The organism is Clostridium coskatii (assembly GCF_001675205.1).
Taxonomy (GTDB): Bacteria; Bacillota; Clostridia; order Clostridiales; family Clostridiaceae; genus Clostridium_B; species Clostridium_B ljungdahlii.
This window is the reverse complement of the sequence record NZ_LROR01000055.1, coordinates 37,715-61,743: the sequence shown is the minus strand read 5'-3', so window position 1 is coordinate 61,743 and position 24,029 is coordinate 37,715. Positions and strand designations below refer to the sequence as shown.

The following is a 24,029-nucleotide window of genomic DNA, read 5'->3' as shown; positions in this document are numbered from 1 at the left end:
CATTTTTTCCTCCTAACCATTGTTTATATTAGGCTGTTGCAAGAGTCTAATATGTTCCCCAGTATATATGATATTTAAATACTATTTATTTGTTACAAATTAAGTGCATTCATCAGATAAAGTAAATTTTAATTAGTATTTTAGGCATGCATTAATAATTTTAAGTAAAATCACATATATAAGTGTAAAATTTTTCTTGTAAATAAATGCAAATTTTGAGATTATCAATATAAATAGTATAATAGAAGATAAGAGTATTTAATTTAATTTAAATATTCTAAAAGTACTTAATAACTAACTACCAAAAAAGATATGAATAAGGAGAGATAGTATGGGCATTACAGTTAAAAATGTAATAAAAAAGTTAAAGCCAGATGTATCTGAATTTGTTATGAAGGAGTTGGAAAAGCTGGACTCTAAGTGCTATTTACAAAGGCATGAATCTGATTATAGGTTTAATATACATCAAAAAGAAAACAGAAAAATAAATTTACCTACAAGTGGAGGAGCTCCTTGTATGAGAGCTTATGTATATGGAAACCTTATGTTTACGGAAGATAACATTTATCTATCAAATAAATGTATAAGTAATTCAGAAGCATTAGAACATGATAGTTATAGGTCTATTTATGAAAACCAATATAATAAATTTGTGAAGAAATTAGAAGATAAGAATAATGAACAAGACATGAAAAAATTCAAAGATGAAAATTTTATTAAAAAAGATGAAGATGGTATGGAAGGAATAAAAATTACAGATGAAAATGTTGATGAAATAGTAGATAGTTTACTTAGTAACATACCGCCTTTTTCTGAAGAATACATTAAAATGTTTTCTGATCTATAGATAACTTTAATTCCGGCCAGATAAAATATGCATATTAGAATTTTATAGTACATTAGCTGATATAAATACTTATAAAACTGGTTATGGAAATTGTATGTTCTTTTTATATTTATGGAAATTAAATTTGGAAGGAATCTAGGAATAAGTTGATTTTTATCTGGGTATAAAAGAAAGATGAAAAATAAATGAAGGTTTTCATCTATTTTCCATCCAGGTCACAATAGAAACTCAAACAAATTTAATTAATCCATAAATTCAATAGTATCTTTTGCAAGCCTCTTTATTCTGGCAAGGGAATATACATGATATCCTTGTTCATCAAGGAGTTTACGGCCGGGTTGAAAGGATTTTTCAATAACGATTCCTATTCCTGCTACCTTTGCACCACACTGTTCAATAAGGCGTATAGTACCTTTTGAAGCTTCTCCGTTAGCTAAAAAATCATCAATTATAAGAATATTATCCTCAGGACATATGTATTTTTGAGATAAAGTGAGTTCATAATCGGAACCCTTGGTAAATGAGTGAACTGTGGTTTGATACACGTCCTTATTTAATGTTTTGGATTCTTTCTTTTTTAGTATTACCATAGGCAAATCCATTTGAAGTGCAGTCATAACAGCTGGGGCTATTCCTGAACTTTCAATAGTAAATATCTTTGTGATCCCCATGTCCTTAAAATGTTCTGTGAAACTTTTTCCTATGGAATACATGAGGCTTGGATCAACTTTATGATTTAAAAATGAATCTACTTTTAATATTGATTCACTTAAGGCATGTCCTTCCTCTAAGATTTTTTTTCGTAATTCCTTCATAAATTAACACCTCGCGATTTTTTATTTTTCTTCTCTTAAAATAAGATTTAATATAAGTGCTGCAATAGTTCCTGTAGAGATACCAGATGAAAAAATCATCTTTAAACTTTCTGGAAGGTTTGATAAAATTTCAGGCCTAAAAGTAACTCCAAGACCTAAACCTATAGAAGTTGCTATTATGAGAAGGTTCCTATTATTTAATTTTACCTTACTTAAAGTTTGAATTCCAGCAGCAGCAACCGTTCCAAACATTACTATTCCAACACCACCGAGTACAACTTGAGGCATTGCGTTTATTATCGCAGCAAATTTAGGAAATAGTCCTAGTATAATAAGTATTATTCCTGCAGTCATTGTGACAAATTTACTTGCAACTTTAGTAAGTGGAATCAATCCAACGTTTTGACTAAAAGAAGTGTTTGGCATAGCACCAAATATTCCAGCAATTACACTTCCAAGCCCATCAGAAAGTACACCATGTGAAATCCTAATATCATCCTCTTTAATACCGGATATTTCGTTTATTGCTCTTAAATTTCCTACAGTACTTATGACAGAAACTAAATATGCCGGAATAAACGGAAGTAGAACACTTGAATTAAAGGTGATACCATGTTCAAATATTTTTGGAAGTGTTACTATACTTGCTTTTGAAATAGATGAGAAATCTACCATACCAAGAGCAATACAAATTATGTAACCTGCTGCCATTCCAATTAGAATTGAAGCACTGCTTAAAAGTCCTTTGCCATAATGGTTTAAAAGTAAAGTAATTAAGGTTACAGTTAACGCAATGCCTATATTTTTTAAACTTCCATAATTTTGGACTCCAGAACCTCCTGCCGCCCAATCTATTGAAACTGGCAGAAGTGTAAGTCCTATTAGGCATACAACTATTCCAGTTACAATTGGTGGAAAAAGTTTCATTATGTATTTAATAGAAAAACTTAAAATAATTACAATAAGTGCCCCTAATATAGTGGCTCCGAATATGCCGGAGAGTCCAAATTTTTTTCCAACTGCTACAGCCGGAGCTACAAAAGTAATGTCCGTTCCCATAATACAGGCTACCCTTGCTCCAACTGGGCCAATACCCCTAGATTGTATGAGTGTAGCTATTCCAGCTACTAGAATTGCAGCACTTATTAGTGCTGTAGATGTATGGGAGTCAAGTTTTAGTGAAGATGAAATAATTATTGGGACTACAATAATTCCACCAAAAGCAGCAAAAATATGCTGAAATCCTAATAAAATTTGAGATAATAATTTAGGCTTATCATAAACTCCATAAATTAGTCCTATTTCAGATGTTTGTTCTTCTTGTCTTTTAGCTTCCATGATAGGCTCCTTTTTAGTTAATAGTTAAGAATATAAAAAATACCCCATAAAAAATGAGGTACATTTGAAAGATATATAAAACTTCAAATAACCTCGTAGTCTGCTTATTTAAGGTTAGCAGGTAGAAACTTTCGGACCATATTACCGAATGTATACGAGTTATTACTTATGTATGGTTAAAGTCACAAATAAGATTATAACACATTTCACATTAAAGTATAATGTAAAATATTTCATCGTATTAGAAGAAATATTTTGAGATCTTAATTAAATCTTAATAAATTTAATAAGTACTTCTTCAAAGATAGTCCTTAAAATTTACTTGTATTAGAAAATAAGGAGGATTAATTATGAAGAAAAGATATAAAATCTTAATAGTTTTATTGGCATTAACTATTATTGGAGGTATATTTATAAAAATATCAATTGAACCAAATACTTCATTAAATAAAAATGGTATTGGAATTGGGGTAAAAACAATACCTGTAAATTGGAGAATAAAAAAACTAAATAATTTACCTAAACCGGATCCAAATTCTGAGGATAGTGTTGAAATAGACTTGCGTTCAAGTGATTTATCAAAGGTGAATGTAACTGGAAAGGAAAAGGATCTTTTAAATTCAACTTTTGACAGCAAAACGAAATGGCCTAAAAATATGCCCATAAATTTTTTGCCGGAAAAGATTATGGAAACAGGCAAAAATCCTGGACTTAGAGTAAAAGATCTTCATAAATTAGGTATAAATGGGAAGAATATTGGAATTGGAATAATAGATCAAAGACTTCTTGTAAACCATGTTGAATATAAAGATAGGGTAAAAGCTTATGAAGAAATTCACTGTGCAAAGGAAACTTCAATGCATGGATCTGCAGTAACTTCAATAGCTGTCGGAAAAACAACAGGAGTTGCACCAGCATCTGATTTGTATTATATAGGTCAGGATCCAGGTATCAAGGATAAAATTGATTTTAAATATACTGCAAAAGCTATAGACAGAATAATAGATATCAATAAAAAATTACCCAAGGAAAAGAAAATAAGGGTTATTTCTATTTCAATTGGTTGGGGTCCAAAGGACATTGGATACAAAGAAGTAACAGAAGCTGTGAAGAGAGCTAAGGAGGAAAATATATTTGTGGTGTCTTCATCTCTTAGACATACTTATGGATTTAAGTTCAATGGACTTGGAAGAAATCCTTTATTAAATCCTGATATGGAATCATCATATACCCCAGGATTATGGTGGCAAAAAGATTATTATAACGGAAAATACGATTCAACTAATACATTGCTTGTTCCTATGGACTCAAGGTCTACTGCAAGCCCAACGGGTTATAATGATTATGCTTTTTACAGAGAAGGTGGCTGGAGTTGGTCAATTCCTTATATAGCAGGTGTTTATGCGCTGGCATGTCAGGTTGATCCCAATATAGCTCCTGAAGAATTTTGGAAAGTAGCATTAAAAACTGGAGATACAATTGAATTTAAAAACAAAGGGAAGGTCTATGAACTAGGAAAAATAATAAATCCTGTAAAACTAATTGAGAATTTGAAAGCCAATTTATAAATAAAATTATATAAATTTAATTTAATGTAATATAATATCGATTAAAATGGAAGGATAAATTATGAAGCTGCTTTTTATCCGATGACTACCTGCTCTAATACTCCCACGCACTCTGTGAAAGCGACTATCACCAAATCAAAGATTTGGGATATCTGCTTTTCTCCAAGTGGGAGTAAAGAGCAGTTACGTCCCTGGATAACGATTTCTAAGCATCAGATGGAGTCAAAACTCCATCTGATGCCAAGAACTCTGTTTATTATAAACTAAAAAGGGGAATTCCTATGAATAAAAGCGTATTTTATAAATGGCTAAAAATAATTAAAAAGTTAGATGATATGACTTGTAATGCTCAAATTTCAAATTGCCTTATAATAGAAGAATCTTATGGAGATCTAGATGATTCTTATGCAAGGGATAAGTGTGAGTCTATTTTTCCTAAACTTTCTTATACTGAAAAAGAGGATGATGAAAATATAAAAGCAAAAAATCTTTTTAATTCCTTGAAGTTGTATGAGGAGTTTAAAGAAAATAAACTTGTTCAGGAAATAATGGATATGCCTGATGTAGATCCGGATAAATATGATGGGTCCTATGAGCTTGTTCGGGAAACAGTAGAATCCTTTTCAAGAATACCAATAGATGTTATAGATGTAAGTGATTTGGATATGTTATATTTTATGACTGTGGGAACCTGGAAGGTTAAGGTAAAGTATAAGATCCAAAAAATACAAAATAGTCATTTGCCTATAGAAGAAAAGAAAAGACTAATAAAAGTATTTAATTCTGTAATGGAGAGAGCTAGAAAACATGAATATGAAAATATCGTAGGTGAATGGTCTGTAGGAATGTTTAGTACTGGATTTTACACATTTGCCTCAAAATCAGACGAAGAGAGCGCTAGAAGATTTATATCTTTGTGTATAAGAATACATAAATCATATGATGAAAATGAAATCCTTCATATGGCTGAGGAAACCTTTAAAACTAGCATAAAAGGTATGCAAGCAGTGGAAGCTTCAGTTATTCTTCATTGCTTGAAACCATATATTTTCCCTATAATTAACACTGATACAATTGAAGATTACGTTTTGTTTGAAGAAAAAGGTGTAATTTTTACAGATCCAAAAGAGCTTACAAATTATATTGAAAATACTAGAAAAATTAAAAAGTTTAGGGATGAAGAGTGTCTGTTTAGGAATTACAAAGTATTGGATATGAAATTACTAAGCATAGAGAGAATGAAAATAGATAAGTCTAAGTACAATGAAATTGTGCTAAACAGGGATGTTATTGATGAAGAAGATTCAGAAATATCTGTTTGTTCAAAATCTACGTATTCTAAAAAGGCTTTCTTAAGTGAAATATTCATGGAAGAAAGCCAGTATGATGTTATATATAACCTTTTAAGGTATAAAAAGAACATAATTCTAAAAGGACCATCTGGTGTTGGCAAAACCCTTATAGCTAGAAAATTTGTTTACTCTATAATGGATCAAAGAGATGATACAAGGGTTAAGATGATTCAGTTTCATGAAGGATATTCTTACGAAGACTTTGTCATAGGTTATAGACCAGAAAAGAATGGATTTAGTCTTAAATACGGCATATTTTATCGTTTCTGTAAGCAGGCTGAAAGTGATCCTAGAAGACCCTATTATTTTATAATTGATGAAATAAACAGAGGAAATCTTAGTAAGATTTTTGGAGAAGTTATTATGCTTGTTGAGGCTGATAAGCGCGGGGAAAATTATGGTATATCTTTACCTTATATTGAAAACTTATTTTATATACCAAGAAATGTTTATATTATAGGCACTATGACTGCACATAAAGGCAGCAGCAGAGTGTTTGATTGTGGCCTTAGAAGGCGTTTTGCTTTTATTGAAATTGAACCTGCATTTAATAATTTAAATTTTAAAAGATATATGGAAAGTAAGAACGAAGATTTGGCAGACAGTATTATTGAAAAGTTTATAAAACTTAATGAAGATATTGAAAATGATCCTTTCTTAGGTGGGGATTTTCGCATAGGACACAGCTATTTTTGTACGCCAAAGCATACATTAAGCAAAGAGGAGTATAAAAATATTATTCAATATGAAATTTTACCTCAGATTGCCGAATATTGGTCTAATGAACCTTATAGGATAAATAAATGGATAAAAGAACTTATAGAGTAATATAAAGACTATGAAGAAAGATTTTTAATCTAAACTTCATAGTTTTTATATTCTGCGAAAAATTATTGACATAATGTATAATTAAAATTATAATAGTTAGAAACCTTACAATTAGAAACCTAACAAATGGTGGAGGCGTGAAAATGAACAATAAAACAGAAATGTACATTGGAAGAAAAGTTAGTATACTTTCTAGAAGAATTCATAGAAGAATAGATAAAGAGGCATCACAGTATGGTATAACTGCTGTTCAAGCTAGGATACTTGGTTTTATATATTGTAAGTCCAATAAAAAAGATATATTCCAAAGGGATATAGAAGAAGAACTTGATATTAGACGTTCTTCAGTAACTAGCGTACTTCAGCTGATGGAGAAAAATGGATATATCAAAAGGGTAAGTGTTTCTGAAGATGCAAGACTTAAGAAGATAATAATAACAGAAAAAGGTTTGCAAATTCAAAAAAAGGTATATGATTTTATTCTTGGAATGGAAGAATCTTTAAAGGATGAATTAAGTGATGAGGAGACAGACATATTAGTCGATTTACTTGACAGATTGTCTGAAAAAATTGGCGATGGAATATAGATTCCTAATATTAGTTAGAAATCTAACAAGGGGAGGAACAAGGTTATGATAAGAAAGATATCAAGTTATATAGGCGAATTTAAAAGAGATTCTATTATAACGCCTATATTTGTTGCTTTAGAGGCCATAATGGAGACGATTATTCCGCTGTTGATGGCATTGATAATTGATAATGGCGTGGGAAAAGGAAATATAAAATATGTATGCATTGTTGGAACTATAATGCTTATGGTGTCATTTGTATCACTTACCTGCGGTGCATTATCAGGAAAATATGCGGCTAAAGCATCTACTGGTTTTGCTAGAAACCTGAGAAGAGCAATGTACTATAATATTCAGAACTTTTCTTTTTCTAATATAGATAAATATTCTACAGCTGGTCTTATAACTAGACTAACTACAGACATAACAAACGTTCAAAATGCATTTCAAATGATAATAAGAATGCTTGTTAGAGCACCGTTTATGCTAATCTTTGCTATGGCAATGAGTTTTTATATAAATGCAAAGTTAGCACTTGTATTCTTAGGTGCCATAATTTTTTTGGGAATTATATTGTATATTATTATGACAAGAGTACATCCATATTTCATGGAAGTTTTTAAAAAGTATGATGATTTGAATGCTAGTGTACAAGAAAATCTAACTGCTATAAGGACTGTAAAAGCTTATGTAAGAGAAGAGCATGAAAAAAGCAAGTTTTATAAAGCTTCTCAAACTTTGTATAAGTACTTTATAAGAGCTGAAAAATTAATAATAATTAATGCTCCTGCAATGCAATTTGCAGTGTATACATGTATTTTACTTTTGTCGTGGCTTGGAGCAAAAATGATTGTTTCAAAATCCATGACAACGGGAGAACTTATGAGTTTATTTACTTATACCGTTAATATATTAATGAGTCTTATGATTATTTCAATGGTATTTGTAATGGTAATTATGGCCAAGTCATCTGCTGAAAGAATTGTTGAGGTTTTAAATGAAAAAAGTGATTTAGCAAATCCAGAAAATCCAATTTGTGAAGTAAAAGATGGATCCATATCATTTAACAAAGTTGGTTTTAGTTATAACAAAGATATGAACAATCTAGTTTTGGAAAATGTAAGCTTGAAGATTAATTCTGGTGAAACCATAGGTATTATAGGAGGAACAGGAAGTGGAAAATCTACTTTAGTTCAACTTATTCCAAGACTATATGACACTACATGTGGAACTGTTGAAGTTGGCGGAGTTGATGTTAGAAAATATGATATAGAGACTCTTAGGGATGAAGTTTCAATGGTGCTGCAAAAGAACGTATTGTTTTCTGGGACAATAAAGCAAAATTTAAGATGGGGAAATAAGAATGCTTCTGATAAAGAAATAGTTGCTGCGTGTAGAGAGGCTCAAGCTGATGAATTTATAGAAAAGTTTCCTGATAAGTATGATACTTTTATTGAAGAGGGTGGTTCAAATGTATCAGGCGGTCAAAAACAAAGATTATGTATTGCAAGGGCTCTGCTAAAAAAACCAAAAATATTGATTTTAGATGATTCTACTAGTGCAGTGGATACTAAAACTGATGCTCTTATTAGGAAAGCATTTGTAGAGGAAATACCAGATACTACAAAAATTATTATTGCACAGCGTATATCTTCAGTTCAGGATGCAGATAGAATTATTGTATTAAACGATGGAAAAATAGATGGCTTTGGAACTCATGAGGAGTTACTAAAGACAAATGATATATATCATGAAGTTTATGAATCTCAAGTGAAAGGAGACGACGATGACAATGGCTCAAAATAATAATAGTAAACCTAGAGCAATGGGCAGACATCGTGGATATGTAAAGCCTAGTAAAAACTCTTTAAAAACATTAAAAAGATTATTAGCCTATGTTATTAAGGAATATAAGTTTTTATTTCTTATTGTATTAGTAGGTATTACCGTAAGTTCTCTTGCTAATGTTATTGGTACATTATTTTTAAGAAATTTAATTGACGATTATATAACACCTCTTTTACAAAAATCAAATCCTAATTTTGGACCGCTTTTAAAAATGATAACTACTATGGCAGCAATTTATTATGTTGGAGTTGTGTCAACATATGTATACAGTCGTGTGATGATTATAATTTCTCAAGGATCTCTTAAAAGAATAAGGGATGACATATTTTCTCATATGGAAAGTCTATCTATTAGTTTCTTTGATACACATTCCCATGGAAATTTGATGAGTCTTTATACAAATGATACAGATACTTTAAGGCAGATGATTAGTCAAAGTATTCCGCAAATATTAGCAGCAATTATTACTGTTGTCAGTACTTTTATTTCAATGGTATATTTAAGTTTCCCACTGGCTATAGTTGAAATTTTGATTGTAATTTTGATGATTTATGTTATCAAAAATATTGGCGGAAAAAGTGGAAAGTATTTCGGGCTTCAACAAAAAGACCTAGGTATGGTAAATGGATATATAGAAGAAATGATAAATGGCCAGAAGGTTGTTAAAGTCTTTTGTCATGAAGAAGAGGCAAAAATCAATTTTGATAAGTTAAACGACGATCTTTATCATAGTGCAAATAATGCAAATAAGTACGCCAACATTTTAATGCCTATTATGGGTAATATTGGTTACATAAATTATGTATTTGTTGCTATTTTTGGTTCCATTTTAGCTATTAGTGGATTTGGCGGATTTACTCTTGGAGGAATTGCAGCATTTTTGCAATTGACAAGAACATTTAGTACTACAATTAATCAAATGTCACAGCAGTTTAATTTCGTTATAATGGCACTGGCAGGAGCTGAACGTATATTCAGACTTCTTGATGAAAAGCCAGAAGAAGATGCAGGCTATGTATCCTTGGTTAATGCAAAAGAAAATGAAAAAGGGGAATTAGTAGAAACTGAAAAGCATACGGGAATTTGGGCATGGAAACATCCTCATCATGATGGCACGCTTACTTATACAAAGCTTCTCGGAGAGGTAGTATTTGATGATGTGGATTTTGGATATACTGATGAGAAAGTTATACTGCATAATATAAAGCTTTATGCAAAACCGGGACAAAAAGTAGCCTTTGTAGGTGCTACAGGTGCAGGAAAGACTACTATTACTAATTTAATTAACCGTTTCTATGATATTCAGGATGGAAAAATTAGATATGATGGCATTAATGTTAATAAAATCAAGAAGGATGATTTAAGAAGATCTCTTGGAATTGTACTGCAGGATCCGCATCTGTTTACAGGAACAGTTGCAGATAACATTAGGTATGGAAAATTGGATGCATCAGAGGAAGAAGTAATTGCAGCAGCAAAGCTTGCAAATGCAGATGGATTTATAAGACATTTACCAAAGGGATATGATACGGTTATTACTGGAGATGGTGGAAACCTGTCACAAGGTCAAAGACAGCTATTAACTATTGCTAGAGCTGCTATTGCAGATCCACCGGTTTTAATACTTGATGAGGCTACATCCAGCATTGATACAAGAACAGAAGCTATTGTTCAAGAAGGAATGGATAAGCTTATGAAGGGAAGAACGGTATTTGTAATTGCTCATAGGCTTTCAACGGTTAAAAATTCAGATGTAATTATGGTGCTGGAACAGGGGAGAATCATTGAAAGAGGAAGTCATGACGATTTGATTGAGCAAAGAGGAAAATATTATCAGTTATATACAGGAGCCTTTGAACTGTCATAAAGTCAATTATAATATCTATAGGGTTTCTAGGCAAAAAATCAAACTTATACTCCGGATATTTTTTACAACCTTCAGCTAGGTTAAATATTTTGATAAGCCTAAGTAAAAAATTCTAGAAAAGCTAAGAACTTTTGAAAACTCGTACCTCAGACAATTCAAAAGTTCTAAGTTTTTACGAATTTTTTACTAAGTCTTATTTACAAAATATTTAAAAGAGCTTGATTATTGTAAAAATATGCCTGCGCATAAGTTGATTTTTAAGGTAGAAACCTATAGAAATGAATTTTTAACTGCGTGTAGTTAAAGCTAAAAGTCCAGTTAGATATTTTGTTAAATTAAATGCAAAATATTTAACTGGATTTTATTTTAATAAGTAGAAATATATAGACTATGATGAATTTTATCGATTTGACATTATAAAAAATAGTAAATTACACATTATCTATTTAATTATAATAAGAGATGTGTTATAATAACCATTGCACAAACATATAATTGCTCAACAATACTATATCATAAAATGAATTTTGTGTCAAGTACTTTATTTTCATTTTTAGGAGGAAAAACGATGAATTTACCTGAAATATTTAATTCACTCAGCAAGTTACAGGAATCAAACAGTATAAATGAAATTTCTAAATTAAATGATGACCTTAAAATCCATGATCTTGCTCTTAGCGTCAAAGATGCAAAAGATATAATAAGGACCAGAAACAATGCATTAAAAGCTCAGGGTAGGATTGAGCTAAATTTAGATGTGATGAAATCTATTATAAAGGAGCTTGGAAAATCTTCTTATGTAAATCAGGACAATTTAGTTGAAACAATTAGTGATATGTATGAAGTATTTCATTATGTGAAAAATTCTACATCAGATTTTTTATGTGATGATGAAATATTAAAAACTATAATGTTTTTTTACAATACAGTTTATGGTGGTTCGATGGAACTTATAAAAGGCAAAGGTATTTCTAAAATTGTAGATAATTTTAGAAATGGTAAAGATGTTAATAATATAAAAGAAGAGGAGGACAATAAATAGTGAAAGAATTTATTAAAAATAGAAACACAGATGCACTATATATTCTTCAAAATCTAATAGTAAGATACACAAAAGGTAAAAGCAGTTCCATAAAAGAGGATACAGCAGTTCGTATTTTGAATTCAATTTACTATGCAATAAATGCCTACATTAAAAGTTCCACAAATTCTAGTAAAGGATTTTCTTTGATGGTTCAAGATGATATAGTTAAAACGTATGAAGGTGGCATTGAAATTCTTAAAAAATCTGTGTTAGAGTGCAAAGAACTTTATGGAGAAGTAAAAGAAAACAAGCTTCATATTCCAAATGAAATATATAACTATACGATAGATACTGCGCTGACTTGCTTCTTTGAAAGCTATGACATAGTTTTTGCAGCACAGGATGTAACGTGTACTATGGATTATCCCCTTGTATTTGATAATATGAATATAAAAGGCATTTATTATATAAAACAATACCTTGAAAAATTGAAGATTGAAACTGAATTTTGTAATTTCTTTATGCAGAAAGATATTAGAAAATTACTTAGAGATTATGGTAAAAAATATAAAATAAATATTATAAAAGCTCCAATAAATGTCTTTGAAATGCTTATTGATCAGTTTGTTTTTCTAGTTTTATCAGATAGCAGTGAAGAGAAACTTACAATATCAATGGATGAGTTTAAAAGAATAAGTGAAAGGCTTTTAGGAAAAAGCAAAGAGGAGATATGTTTAATTGTAAACAGAACTTTTAGTAAAATTATTTCCAAGTTTAATATAAAAAACTTGAAACTTATAGGCTATATAAAAAAGTATGAGAATTCATTTAAAACTAGGTTTTTGATTGCCTGTAGCAGCGGGAATCTTTATAATATGGTTGTTATAGATAAAGAAGATAATGAACAAAATTATGTTGCTTTTGAAAAAGGCAGGAAAATGGATGATTATGCATTTAGTTGTGTTGTGGATGAGGTTACAAAATGCGAAAGCGTTAAAGACAAGCTTGAAATTATAAATGAAAATGTACATTCTCTTGAAGATTACATGGACATTTTGAATTTGGAATGTTTATTTGGCGATGAATATAAAGAGGCATTTCAGTCACTTGATGACATGTCCCTTGCTGTACTTGGTAAAAATGTATTTTATGATGACTTAAGGTGTAATTCTTTTAAACTCACGGATGAGAAGCTGCTTCTTTATAAAGGTACTTTAGAATATGAATGGCAGAATTATTACATCGAATTTTTACTAGAACTAAAAGAAAAAAGAATAAGAGACATAGAAAAGATAATTATGGATATTGATTTAGGAGAGGAACTGTAATTAAAATATATGGAGGATTTTAGTTTTGAAAATAAATAGGCTTATTGCAATTGTTGTCATGCTTTTAAATAGAAAGAAAATATCTGCAGCAGAATTGGCTGAAAAATTTGAGGTATCTGTAAGAACTATTTATAGAGACATTGAAGCAATTAACATGTCAGGGATTCCCATAGCATCTCAGTCCGGAAATAATGGAGGTTTTTACATTGTGAACAATTATAAAATCAACCATCAGTTTTTAACGTTGGATGACATGATTTCCATAGTAGAAGCTTTGAGAAACATAAATGAAGTTTTAAATGATAAAAACGTAGATTTAGCCATTGAAAAAGTAAAAAATATAGTGCCGGATGAAAAGAAGAGTGATTTCAATTTGCATTTTAAACAAATATTTATAGATACTTTACCCTGGGGCTTTAAAAAATCTAGTGAAGAAAACGAAAAATATAATATGATATATGAGGCTTTAGAGAATAAGAAGTGTATGACTTTTAACTATAGAAATGCAAAAAGTGAGTATATTTTGAGGAAGGTAGAACCCATAACCCTTGTTTTTAAAGGTTTTGGGTGGTATTTATTTTCTTTTTGCAATTTAAGGCAGGACTACAGGATATTTAAACTTTCTAGAATGGATACTTTGAGTATTTTAAATGAAGATATTCATAAAGGTAGAATTTCTTATGAAAAATATTTAAGCATGAATAAAGTTGAAAAGCTGCCTACAGAACTTACTCTTAAATTTTCAGAAAAAGTTAGATATAGGGTAGAAGATTCTTTTGATAAGGATGAAATGACCTTTCAAGAAGATGGAAGCATCATAGTAAATATTAAAGTTTTGGAGGATGAATGGATTTATTCCATGATACTTGGCTATGGGGAATATGTAGAGGTAATAAAACCTCTTCATGTAAGAGAGATTATAAAAAATAGATGCAAAAAAATGAATGATATTTACGAAAAACAAAATTAAACTTGACATAATGCTGTCAAAGCTTCCCTGTATAATAAAAATATAAACAGAGTTCTTGGTTTCAGGTGGAGTTTTTTCTCCATCTGAAACTTAGAAATCGTTATCCAGGGGCGTAGCAGCCGTTATACCCCATTTTATAAGAAAAGCAGATATCCCAAATCTTTGATTTGGTGATAGTCGGTTTCACAGAGTGCGATGGGGGTATTACGGCTGGTAGCCATCGGATAAATTAACCCATAGGGAAGGAGAATATTATATGAAACAAAAATACTGTCAAAGTTGTGGAATGCCAATGAGTGAGGAACTTTATGGTACTGAAAAGAATAATAAAAAAAATCAGGAATATTGTATTTACTGTTATGAAAATGGAGATTTTAAACAGCCAGATTTAACTATGGAACAGATGATTGAGGCTTCTGTACCTTTTATGGTTCAAAAGGGAATGAAGGAAAGTGAAGCAAGGGGTCTTATGGCAAACTGTCTTCCAAATTTGAAAAGGTGGAGAAAGAGCAAAATAACCTGTAAAACAGTTAAAAAGGATCAAATTATATTGGTTGGAAAAGAAATAAGGACTACTAATGAAGGTGGCAAATGCAAGGCTGCAATTGAAAAACTCTGGAAAGAATTCAGTGAGCAAAAGCTTGAGGATAAAATACCCAATAAGTTGAAGAACGGTGAAGTTTTAGGATTATATAGTGAGTATGAAAATAAAGAATTTGGGCATTATTCTTATATGGTTGGACTTCAAGTAAAAGATATAGGTAACATACCTGATAGTATGACATATAAAGTAATTCCGGCATCTAAATATTATGTGGTAACAGTAAAGGGAAAAATGCCGGAAAGCATTGGAGAAGCCTGGGGATATATATGGAATGCTGATATTGAAAGAACATATACAGGAGATTTTGAGATTTATGATGAGAGATATGATGGGAGTGAAAATTCCGAAGTGGATATATATGTGGCTGTAAAGTAATCCATTAAAATTTTTCACTCACTCCAACTTGATCAAAATCTTCCTTTAATGCTTTATTTAAAAAGTAAAAAGAGGTTAAAACAGCGGAGGCATCAGTTATAGGATAGGCAGCCCAGGCACCTTTTATACCAAAAAGCTGAACAAGTAGTATGGCTAAAGGGATAAACACTATGATCTCTCTATATATTGAAAGTAAGAAACTTTTTTTAGCTTCACCAATTGCCTGATAATAGTTTATTACTACATAATATATTCCCGTTAAAGGAATTAGAGATATGCATAATCTGAATGCTTTAACTGTTTCATTTAAAAGGGTAGTATCATTTAAGAAAAAGCCTATGATATAATTTGGAAATAACATAAAGATTGACCAAAGTGCAAAAGAGGTTATTAGAACTACTTTAATTGAAGTATTTAAAACCTTTTTAACTTTATCATAGTTTTCAGCACCAAAATTATAAGCAACTATAGGCTGCATTGCAGAACTTATGCCTATTATGGTTACAAATAGAAACATAGAAATTTTAGTTATTACTCCTACCATGACAATGGCAGATTCTCCGCCCTCAGTGTAAAGAAGGTTGTTTAGAACTACAGTAACTAAGGCATCCTCAATTTCTATTATAAAGGTGGAGAATCCAACGGTAATTATGCCCCATATAATTTCTTTTGTAACTAAATTGTGAATGGAACGCATTGAAAATTCCATATGAAATTCCTTTATGATATTTTTAAACTTGTAAAATGCAAAGGTAAAGGCAGTTATTTGAGACAATACAGTAGCTATAGCAGCACCTTCTATTTTAAAGTGCAATTTAACTATTAATATATAGTTAATTAAAATATTTAAAGTAACACCTATTAAATTAGTATATAGAAGAGCTTTTGTCTTTTTTAGAGAAATCATAATATAACAGGCAACTACTGATAATGACTGGAAAATGCCTCCTAAAAGTAATATAGATACATATTTGTTAACTAGAGGATAAGTTAGATTGTCTGCACCTAATACATAAAAAATTGGCCTTCTAAATATAAAAATAATTAATGAAACTATTGTAAGTGATATTAGAACCAAACTGAAAGAAGTAAATACTATTTTTTTAAATTCTGAATAATTCTTTTCACCTAAACTTCTAGCGGCATAAGTGGAAGCTCCTACAGCTATCAAAAGCCCAAGGGCTACTAATAATTTTTGAATTGGGAATGCTATAGTAATAGCGGCTAGTGTAGTAACTCCTATGTAGTGTCCCACATACACCGTGTCTACAATATTGTAAAGCTCAGATACCAAAAGTGCGAACACAGAAGGTATGGCAAATTTTAAAAGTAATTTTCTTATTTTACCTTGTTTAAGAGTATTATTTTGAATTTCCATAAATTTCACCTCAATAAGTTAAGCTATTAAAAAGTAGGCTTAACTTTTTTCTATAGTTAAATTATAATGCTTTTTGGCAAAATTTACATTCACTTAAAGGTTCATAAAAAGGTACTATGTCGTTATAGCGTGAAAATAGTCACATTATTGAAATAGCATAATAGCACCTGTTTTAATATATTATTAGACCTCTTTTATTAGAATTAATAGAGCACCATAACCTTTGAGTTTAGTTCGTATATTAAATACAGTACTTTTTTTAAAGCTTTTAAAATGTATACTTGGAAAAGAGGCTTTGTGAAGAATCTGTTTTTCCTCTTTGCTTAGTCTTTTAGGTTTACCCATATCAAACCAGTAGTTATATGAGGAACCTGATTTTTCGTTTATTTCATAAGTGATCATTTTTATAGATGAAGGTATGTTTACTATATTTATTGAAAGCTTTTGTGCAGCAGCGTTTTTCACAGCCCTAAGTTTTGAAAAATTCTCAAAAGGAATCAGTTTATTTACATTGTCATGGTGGTTGTAGAGTAGGATTTGATACTCATTATTGGATTTTGTAACTATATATCCTTTGTCTTTAGCAACTAAAGTGTCTCCAAGTTTATTCAGCAAGTAATAGGCATAATAAGAAGGTTTTTTTATTCCCTTATTATTTATAAGTCCTGGGTATCCAAAAAACACTTCATTAGTTAAGTTTATTTGTTTATCTAACACATCAAAGGCTCTTAAAAAGTTTAAAGAATTTGTATTGTTTATTACACTATGTATAATATAGGGCAGCATATATGTGGTATCGTAGATAAAATCTATGCTGTCTTTTGCATAAAATACATCTTTAATTATTTCCAGTTTATATTCTGTAGATAAAAGTTCTGTTACCTTATGTATAACAGTAGACTCTAGAGTAGAGTCAAATTGAAATTTAAAGGAATCTAAGTTTAAGCTATCTAAGTCATTAAAATAATTTAAGAAAGATTTTATAGCTAATAGAAAGCTTGAAGTAGAGAAGCCAGTATCATTTAAGACTATAATAGGTTTTATATTAAGTGTATCTAAAAATTCAAGTACATCTCGAGCTCTATTCCAATTATAGAACTTAGACTCTGGAAATATACACATATCTTCGCTGAAAATATTTAAAAGTCTGGCATAGGTAAAGCCTATTTCTTCCTGAAGAACTTCTAATATATTTTTGTTATCTTCTAGGAGAAGTTCAAAAGAATCTCCTACATTTAATATATCTTTAAAATTTTTGTTGAAATTTCCAAGGTCATTTCCCATATTTATATTTATCTTTGTTATTTTATCCTCATAATTGAACCTGTCATAGTCCTCCAAATAATGCGTTATATACTGAAGGCTTTCCTCTAGATTAAAAAATTCAATGATTTTTTGTTTTTCAAAAGTCTCATCATTCATTTTAAATTTTTTTCTATATTGAAGGGGAGTATAGTTATATTGAATTTTAAAATGTTTGTTAAAGTATCTGGTATGGGAAAATCCTACTTCTTCTGAAATTTCAGATATAGTTTTATCTGTATCTAAAAGAAGTTTTAGGGCCTCTTCAACTCTATTTGAATTCAATAAATCTGTAAAACTGTATCCTGTGACATCCTTTATACCGTGGGATAAGTAGTCAGTACTTAAAAATTCTTTTTTTGCAATGTCCTGCAGTGTTATGTTATCGTTATAATTATTAAATATGTATTTGGAAATTCTATGATATCTTTCAAGCTGTTCTTCTTTTTCCTTTAAATCTTCATTTTCATACATTAAATAATGAAAATTGTTTATGAGATGATAGAGAAGATCTATAAGAATGGTTTCTATTTCCTCATCGTAGTTATCCTGTTTTTGAATTAATTCACAGGCTATTTTAGCTAAAAAGGTTCTTAAAATATCATATTCTTCACTTTCTTGAGCTCTGTCATCTGTGGTATTGGTAAAGAAAAACATGTTTTCAATATCGCTGTAGTATTTTTCAAAAAAATAAGGATCTATATGAAACACTAAAACTCTATTATGTACATCACTGCTTACAATACTGTGGGTTTCATCTATGTTTACTATTTCTATGTCTTTTTCTATGAGTTCATATTTGTCAGATTCTATGGTGATATAAAGAGTGCCCTTTAGGACATAAAGTATTTCTATTGAATTATGCCAGTGAAGAGGATAATTCATTATATTTGCTAAATTTATAGAAACAGGTATATTTGAAGGATAATTTATATATTTTCTCCTCATATATATTGAACTCCTTTCTTCTTTAGGGAAAAGAAGGGCCAAGCCCTAGCAATACTTTTTAAAATTATAACCAGTATAATATATGAAAAAAGTTTTTTCAAGCAAGTGGGAATTTGTTTATTAAAAAGTATGATTGATTTGTGATAATGTCTTAGTATACCATTTGCAATTATGTCCCAAATAAATAAAAAATAGTGCTAAAATATACTTCATAACAACATATAAACAAAGTGAATATAATTAAAGGTAGAATTAAATATGAGGTTATTAAGAAGTTAGTAGTATGTTTTGTATCATTTTACAGGAATATTGTTATAACTTAGTACTTTAATTAATTCCAGACCGATTTCCAGTTCTAGATGGTTATAATAATTTTCTAAATCAATGTTGCAAATTTTGTTTATTTTTTCCAATCTATACAAAATGGTTTTATAATGTACAAATAGAACATGGGCAGCTTTTGAGGCATTACCATTGTTTTCAAGATAAATCCTTAGTGTTTCAAGTAATTGGGTATTATATTTTTCATCATGTTTTTTAAGATTAATTAATTCTTTAGGTATAATTTCTAGTAAGGAATCTCTATCATCTACTTTACTTACTAATCTTAAAACTCCTAAGTCCTTGAAACTAATAATAGCATTTTTAGAATAGATGGTGGAACCAAGAGCAATAGCATCTTTTGATTCTCTATAGCTCTTATATATTAGTTTAAGATTATCTACTGGTTTTCCTATACCGGAGACTACTTTAATATCTTCATATTCTTCAATAATTTTTTTCTGAATGCTATTAAAAACATCCTTTATAGAAGCAAGAGTAATTTCAACATCTTGCTCATCCATTGGCCATAAAGTAATTACTGTATTACTTAACTTACCAATTATGCAGTGGTGGTTTTTATGCTGAATTTTTCTTGAGGCCAATTTGAAAATTTTATCATAAATATCTTCATGTTTTAGATTTGGATTTTTTAATTTTGTTTTTGAAGAGCTAATAATGTCTAATAGTATTACTGAGTATTTTCCTTTAATATTTAAACCAATAAGACTGGATCTTTCTAAAAGCATTTTTTCATCAGTAACTTTATTATTTATAAGATCATAAATTAAATCATTTATAAATCTTTCTTCAATGGTTTTCATTGCAATGTGCTTTTTCATTTCAATTAGAGTAGCAGTAGTCGCAACTTCCAGAGTAAAATAATCAGTATCCTTTAGCTTTTTATTGATTTCAAAAATACAAATATAAGCTTTTACATTATTTTGAACAGTTATAGGAAAGAAAATTTCAGATATTTCCTTATTTGAACTGTTATTAGATATTTGGACAGTTTGGGCAAAGTAGTACAAATTATGAAAATCATTTCTGATAGCTGAACTTTTAATTTTAAAGTATTTATCCAAATATTTATCTGTTGAGGCAATACATTTGTTATCTATGTCAAATACAGCAACTGGATTACCTATGGATTTTTTAAAATAATCTAATATTGCCTGAAGACCTAATTCTTTTAAAGATATATAAGAGAATGCATCATAAATTTTTTTGATTCTATTTAATTCATTTAGATAACTTTGGTTAATTTGCAGTAAAAGTAGATTAATAATTTTGGAAACCGACTCATTTGTTACTATGTATATTATTGATATTTTAAGTCCTTTTTCATATTGAACAAATATATTAGAAATGTTTTTATTAATAATGTTATCTTCCTTATTGCTAAATAGAATTAAAGTAATATTTTTATTTGAAAGCTTAGTTAATGTTTTGATAATATTATCTTTGGTCAAATCAAAAGTTTTTAAATTAAGAATATATAAAGAATTTGGCTGAATACCATCATTGTTGTCACAATCATCAGTAAAAACTGTAGAAAGAAAATTATCATCATAAGGATATTCTTTTAGAATGTAATATTCGCAAATAACTTTATTTTTAAGAAATTCGATTAAAATGTTTAACAATTGGAACACCTCTATATAAATCATTATCGTATACAAAAAGAATATATTATTGTATACGATAATAATTTATAATATTCCTCTATTTTTGCTTAAAAGAATTATTTACTTTAAATAATTCAAGAAGGGGCTGTCGCACTAAAAATAAATTCTACAACATATTGTGTTAGCAAGTGACTTGCAGAACAATGTGTTGTATGTAAATTCCTTAGTGCGACAGTCCCTTGATAATAATTCATACTGCTACTTTAAGTATTTATTTAAATAACTATTCAAATATACTTTATTGTAATTTAAGTTTTCTTCTGTCAAAGGATCTTTTTGCTCACCTGGGAAGCCTACAGAGATTACTGCTAGAATGTTTATGTTTTCAGGAACATTAAACAAGTTTCTAATGTATTCTTCTGAGGATGTATTTTCATTATAATTTCTATTTCTTACTTGAATCCAACAAGAACCTAGGTCTATTTCTTGAGATAACAAATGGATATTACTTGCTGCAATTGAAGCATCTTCTATCCATACATCACTTAGCAAGGAATTACCCATAACGATAATTCCAAGATCAGCATTTTTTAAAAATGAGGCACCTGGTTTGAAATTAGAAAGTTTACTTAATAAGTTTTTATCTTTAACAATAATAAATTCACAAGATTTAGAATTTTTAGATGTTGGTGAGAATAATGCAGCTTGTATTAAGTTCAATATTTTTTCATCGGAAACTTTTTCATTTGTGTATTTTCTTATACTTCTTCTCTTTTTTAATAGTTCGAGCATCTTTATATCCTCCTTTTAATAAATTGTTTCTTAATATAAATAGTAACATAAAATCGATTAAAAAATGTATCTATTATGGATAAAACATTTAATATTGTTTATCCATAACAAGTGATATAAGAGAAAATTTATAGAAGTTTATTATCCAAAATAGATAATTGCCATTTCCTTATTTTAGAATATGTAGTAATTTATTTTACAAAATTTATGAAATATAATGAAAATATAGAAAATAATTTGAAAAATTTAGGAGGGGTTATAAAATGAGTTATCCAAAAGATCATCTTGTATCAAGAGCTGTAATTAAATTAGGGGAGTATGCTGTTTTACCACCAGAAGGAAGGGTAATTAATGTTATACCAAATTTTGAAGGATTTAAAATGACAATACTTGCTTCACCAAAAATGGGAACAAGTTTTGTACAGTATATAGGTGAAGTAGCACCAGGTGCAAAAACTACTAAAACATTTGGAGGAGATGGTATTGAAACTTTTGTATTCTTCTTGGATGGAGAAGGAGAGCTTAAAGTAAAAGTTGGAGGCGAAGAAAAGAAATTAAAACAGGGAGGATATGCTTTTGCACCTGCAGATTTAGGGATGAACATAAAAAATGAATCTAAAGGAACAATGAGGATATTGCTTTATAAACAAAGATATATTCCTCTTGAAGGAAAATCAGCTAGGGCAGTATTTGGCAATGTCAATGATATAGAAGAAAGAATTTATGATGAAATGGAAAACGTATTTATAAAGGATTTACTTCCAGTTGAATTAGGATTTGACATGAATATGCATATTTTAAGTTTTGAACCAGATGGTTGTCATCCTTTTGTAGAAACACATGTACAGGAGCATGGAGCATATCTAATGCAGGGACAAGGAATATACTTACTTGGAGATGAATGGGTACAAGTTAAGAAAGAAGATTTCATATGGTTTGGACCTTTCATGAAACAAGCAGTGTATACTACAGGAAGAGAAAGACTAACTTATATTTATTCTAAGGATTGTAATAGAGACGTAATTTTATAAAATGTTAGGAAATGATGAGTATGGAGACTTCATTAGCAAGAATAAAAAAGGATATAGGAACAATTCAAAAGTTCACCAGTACTCCTGGACAAGGATGTACACGATTTTCATATAGTATTGAGGATAAAAAAGCAAAAAATTATTTAATAGACGAAATGATTTCACTTGGTATGGATGTAAAAATAGATGGAGTTGGAAATTTAAGAGGCACATATAAGGGCCAGTGTGAAAATCTACCAATTATTTTGGTAGGTTCTCATATGGATACAGTGAAACATGGAGGGAGTTTTGATGGTATAACTGGAGTAATTGCAGCCCTCGAAGTTATTAGAGTATTAAAAGAAAATAACATAAATACAAAGCATACCATAGGATTAATTGGTTTTGCTGAGGAAGAAGGTTCTAATTTTGGAGCTACTACTTTGGGGAGTAAAGTGATAACTGGTAAAATTGCTTCATCTGAATTAAAAAATATAAAAAATTTTGAAGGAAAAAGTTATTATGAAGTTTTAGAAGAAAGTGGTCTTAATCCTGAAAATATTGATAAGGAAAGATTAGATAAGAAGGACATTCTTGGTATGTTAGAACTTCATATAGAACAGAGCATAGTTCTAGATAAAAATAATTTGTCTATAGGTATTGTGAAGGGGATAGCTGGGACTAGAACTTATGGTGTGGAGATTATAGGAGAATCAAATCATGCTGGTGCAACGCCTATGAATATGAGAAAAGATGCTTTGATAGCAGCTTCAGAAATAATTTCACATGTAAACGATATAGTGAAAGAAAATGGGTTATCTACAACAGTTGCTACAGTAGGTAAAATAGAATGTCACCCTAATGTATCAAATGTTATAGCTGAAAAAGTAGGATTTACAATTGATATAAGAGACTTAGATGACTATGCTATGGATAGAGTGCTTAAAGAAGTAATAAATTATTCAAATAGAATTTCAGATAAATATGAACTTAAATGCAATATTAGGCAAATAACTTCGTTTAAAGGCACTAAAACTTGTGAAAAAATTAACAATATTATTGAGGATATTGTTAAAAGCAGAGGGTATTCCTATTGCAAAATGTTGAGCGGAGCAGTTCACGATTCGGCAGTAATGGCAGAAATTACTGATGTTGGTATGATATTTGTACCAAGTAAGGATGGGAAAAGCCATGTACCTGAAGAATACACTTCCTTTGAAGATATAAAAAGGGGAAGTGATGTATTACTAGAAACACTGCTAAAACTAGATAAAATTTAGTTAAAGTTAGAAATGTATAAAATTAAGAAAGGATGAA

The 24,029-nt window shown here is 29.7% G+C and carries 18 protein-coding genes and 1 riboswitch; of the genes, 12 read left to right on the top strand and 6 right to left on the bottom strand.

The features are described 5' to 3' along the window. The first annotated feature begins 331 nt into the window (after nt 1–331). Entirely contained in the window at nt 332–847 is a 516-nt protein-coding gene (locus tag CLCOS_RS13860; protein ID WP_063602139.1) for a hypothetical protein, read from the top strand. A 242-nt stretch (nt 848–1,089) separates the two neighbouring features. Here the strand turns inward: CLCOS_RS13860 and CLCOS_RS13855 are convergent, their stop codons facing one another. Both CLCOS_RS13855 and CLCOS_RS13850 read right to left on the bottom strand, forming a co-directional pair. Then, nucleotides 1,090–1,662 (bottom strand): xanthine phosphoribosyltransferase, encoded by a 573-nt coding sequence (locus CLCOS_RS13855; RefSeq protein ID WP_063602138.1) that lies wholly within the window; start codon nt 1,660–1,662, stop codon nt 1,090–1,092. Between the two features lie 21 nt (nt 1,663–1,683). Continuing rightward, nucleotides 1,684–3,000 (bottom strand): nucleobase:cation symporter-2 family protein, encoded by a 1,317-nt coding sequence (locus CLCOS_RS13850; protein WP_063602137.1) that lies wholly within the window; start codon nt 2,998–3,000, stop codon nt 1,684–1,686. A gap of 76 nt (nt 3,001–3,076) precedes the next feature. Further along, nucleotides 3,077–3,178, bottom strand: a riboswitch (purine riboswitch). A gap of 172 nt (nt 3,179–3,350) precedes the next feature. Here CLCOS_RS13850 and CLCOS_RS22835 point away from each other — a divergent pair. The 9 genes from CLCOS_RS22835 (at nt 3,351) to CLCOS_RS13805 (ending at nt 15,333) form a co-directional block, all read left to right on the top strand. Then, nucleotides 3,351–4,568, top strand: coding sequence for a S8 family serine peptidase (locus CLCOS_RS22835; RefSeq protein WP_242867000.1), 1,218 nt, complete (start codon nt 3,351–3,353; stop codon nt 4,566–4,568). Nucleotides 4,569–4,849: 281 nt separating this feature from the next. Beyond that, nucleotides 4,850–6,748 carry an AAA family ATPase gene (locus CLCOS_RS13840; protein WP_063602136.1) on the top strand — a complete coding sequence of 633 codons (1,899 nt, stop codon included), beginning with the start codon at nt 4,850–4,852 and terminating at the stop codon, nt 6,746–6,748. A gap of 143 nt (nt 6,749–6,891) precedes the next feature. Further along, nucleotides 6,892–7,335: a MarR family winged helix-turn-helix transcriptional regulator gene (locus tag CLCOS_RS13835; protein ID WP_013238177.1), complete on the top strand. Its 444-nt coding sequence runs from the start codon at nt 6,892–6,894 to the stop codon at nt 7,333–7,335. A gap of 45 nt (nt 7,336–7,380) precedes the next feature. Then, nucleotides 7,381–9,123: an ABC transporter ATP-binding protein gene (locus CLCOS_RS13830; RefSeq protein ID WP_063602135.1), complete on the top strand. Its 1,743-nt coding sequence runs from the start codon at nt 7,381–7,383 to the stop codon at nt 9,121–9,123. Next, on the top strand, nt 9,110–11,032 hold the full coding sequence (locus CLCOS_RS13825; RefSeq protein WP_063602154.1) for an ABC transporter ATP-binding protein: 1,923 nt from the start codon (nt 9,110–9,112) through the stop codon (nt 11,030–11,032). Before CLCOS_RS13830 ends, CLCOS_RS13825 begins: the two co-directional genes overlap by 14 nt. A gap of 568 nt (nt 11,033–11,600) precedes the next feature. Continuing rightward, the gene (locus CLCOS_RS13820; RefSeq protein ID WP_013238180.1) at nt 11,601–12,074 is read left to right on the top strand and encodes a DUF6323 family protein; all 474 of its coding nucleotides are present in this window, start codon (nt 11,601–11,603) and stop codon (nt 12,072–12,074) included. Next, the gene (locus CLCOS_RS13815) at nt 12,074–13,384 is read left to right on the top strand and encodes a DUF6179 domain-containing protein (protein ID WP_063602134.1); all 1,311 of its coding nucleotides are present in this window, start codon (nt 12,074–12,076) and stop codon (nt 13,382–13,384) included. The genes CLCOS_RS13820 and CLCOS_RS13815 overlap by 1 nt, the downstream gene beginning before the upstream one ends. Before the next feature lie 25 nt (nt 13,385–13,409). Then, the gene (locus tag CLCOS_RS13810) at nt 13,410–14,354 is read left to right on the top strand and encodes a helix-turn-helix transcriptional regulator (protein WP_063602133.1); all 945 of its coding nucleotides are present in this window, start codon (nt 13,410–13,412) and stop codon (nt 14,352–14,354) included. A 256-nt stretch (nt 14,355–14,610) separates the two neighbouring features. Further along, entirely contained in the window at nt 14,611–15,333 is a 723-nt protein-coding gene (locus tag CLCOS_RS13805; RefSeq protein WP_063602132.1) for an effector binding domain-containing protein, read from the top strand. 4 nt (nt 15,334–15,337) lie between these two features. On the opposite strand, the gene CLCOS_RS13800 is transcribed toward CLCOS_RS13805, so the two are convergent. From CLCOS_RS13800 to CLCOS_RS13785, 4 genes are all read right to left on the bottom strand, one after another. Beyond that, a complete protein-coding gene (locus tag CLCOS_RS13800; RefSeq protein ID WP_063602131.1) occupies nt 15,338–16,711 on the bottom strand; it encodes an MATE family efflux transporter in 1,374 nt (457 codons plus the stop codon). Between the two features lie 183 nt (nt 16,712–16,894). Then, the gene (locus CLCOS_RS13795) at nt 16,895–18,961 is read right to left on the bottom strand and encodes a helix-turn-helix domain-containing protein (protein ID WP_063602130.1); all 2,067 of its coding nucleotides are present in this window, start codon (nt 18,959–18,961) and stop codon (nt 16,895–16,897) included. Between the two features lie 293 nt (nt 18,962–19,254). Continuing rightward, entirely contained in the window at nt 19,255–20,928 is a 1,674-nt protein-coding gene (locus tag CLCOS_RS13790; protein ID WP_063602129.1) for a PucR family transcriptional regulator, read from the bottom strand. Nucleotides 20,929–21,168: 240 nt separating this feature from the next. Beyond that, complete coding sequence (locus CLCOS_RS13785; protein ID WP_063602128.1) at nt 21,169–21,702, bottom strand: nitroreductase family protein; 534 nt, start codon at nt 21,700–21,702, stop codon at nt 21,169–21,171. A gap of 263 nt (nt 21,703–21,965) precedes the next feature. On the opposite strand from CLCOS_RS13785, the gene allE reads away from it, so the two are divergent. Together allE and CLCOS_RS13775 are read left to right on the top strand one after the other, a co-directional pair. After that, nucleotides 21,966–22,733, top strand: a complete 768-nt coding sequence (gene allE, locus CLCOS_RS13780; RefSeq protein WP_063602127.1) for a (S)-ureidoglycine aminohydrolase — start codon at nt 21,966–21,968, stop codon at nt 22,731–22,733. A gap of 20 nt (nt 22,734–22,753) precedes the next feature. Then, nucleotides 22,754–23,992, top strand: coding sequence for a M20 family metallo-hydrolase (locus CLCOS_RS13775; protein ID WP_242866998.1), 1,239 nt, complete (start codon nt 22,754–22,756; stop codon nt 23,990–23,992). Nucleotides 23,993–24,029 lie beyond the last annotated feature (37 nt).

What these genes read in the sequence shown, in the direction of transcription:
- CLCOS_RS13860 (WP_063602139.1), top strand. Translation starts at nt 332, where the DNA reads ATGGGCATTACAGTTAAAAATGTAATAAAAAAGTTAAAGCCAGATGTA.
- CLCOS_RS13855 (WP_063602138.1), bottom strand. Translation starts at nt 1,662, where the DNA reads ATGAAGGAATTACGAAAAAAAATCTTAGAGGAAGGACATGCCTTAAGT.
- CLCOS_RS13850 (WP_063602137.1), bottom strand. Translation starts at nt 3,000, where the DNA reads ATGGAAGCTAAAAGACAAGAAGAACAAACATCTGAAATAGGACTAATT.
- CLCOS_RS22835 (WP_242867000.1), top strand. Translation starts at nt 3,351, where the DNA reads ATGAAGAAAAGATATAAAATCTTAATAGTTTTATTGGCATTAACTATT.
- CLCOS_RS13840 (WP_063602136.1), top strand. Translation starts at nt 4,850, where the DNA reads ATGAATAAAAGCGTATTTTATAAATGGCTAAAAATAATTAAAAAGTTA.
- CLCOS_RS13835 (WP_013238177.1), top strand. Translation starts at nt 6,892, where the DNA reads ATGAACAATAAAACAGAAATGTACATTGGAAGAAAAGTTAGTATACTT.
- CLCOS_RS13830 (WP_063602135.1), top strand. Translation starts at nt 7,381, where the DNA reads ATGATAAGAAAGATATCAAGTTATATAGGCGAATTTAAAAGAGATTCT.
- CLCOS_RS13825 (WP_063602154.1), top strand. Translation starts at nt 9,110, where the DNA reads ATGGCTCAAAATAATAATAGTAAACCTAGAGCAATGGGCAGACATCGT.
- CLCOS_RS13820 (WP_013238180.1), top strand. Translation starts at nt 11,601, where the DNA reads ATGAATTTACCTGAAATATTTAATTCACTCAGCAAGTTACAGGAATCA.
- CLCOS_RS13805 (WP_063602132.1), top strand. Translation starts at nt 14,611, where the DNA reads ATGAAACAAAAATACTGTCAAAGTTGTGGAATGCCAATGAGTGAGGAA.
- CLCOS_RS13800 (WP_063602131.1), bottom strand. Translation starts at nt 16,711, where the DNA reads ATGGAAATTCAAAATAATACTCTTAAACAAGGTAAAATAAGAAAATTA.
- CLCOS_RS13795 (WP_063602130.1), bottom strand. Translation starts at nt 18,961, where the DNA reads ATGAGGAGAAAATATATAAATTATCCTTCAAATATACCTGTTTCTATA.
- CLCOS_RS13785 (WP_063602128.1), bottom strand. Translation starts at nt 21,702, where the DNA reads ATGCTCGAACTATTAAAAAAGAGAAGAAGTATAAGAAAATACACAAAT.
- allE (WP_063602127.1), top strand. Translation starts at nt 21,966, where the DNA reads ATGAGTTATCCAAAAGATCATCTTGTATCAAGAGCTGTAATTAAATTA.
- CLCOS_RS13775 (WP_242866998.1), top strand. Translation starts at nt 22,754, where the DNA reads ATGGAGACTTCATTAGCAAGAATAAAAAAGGATATAGGAACAATTCAA.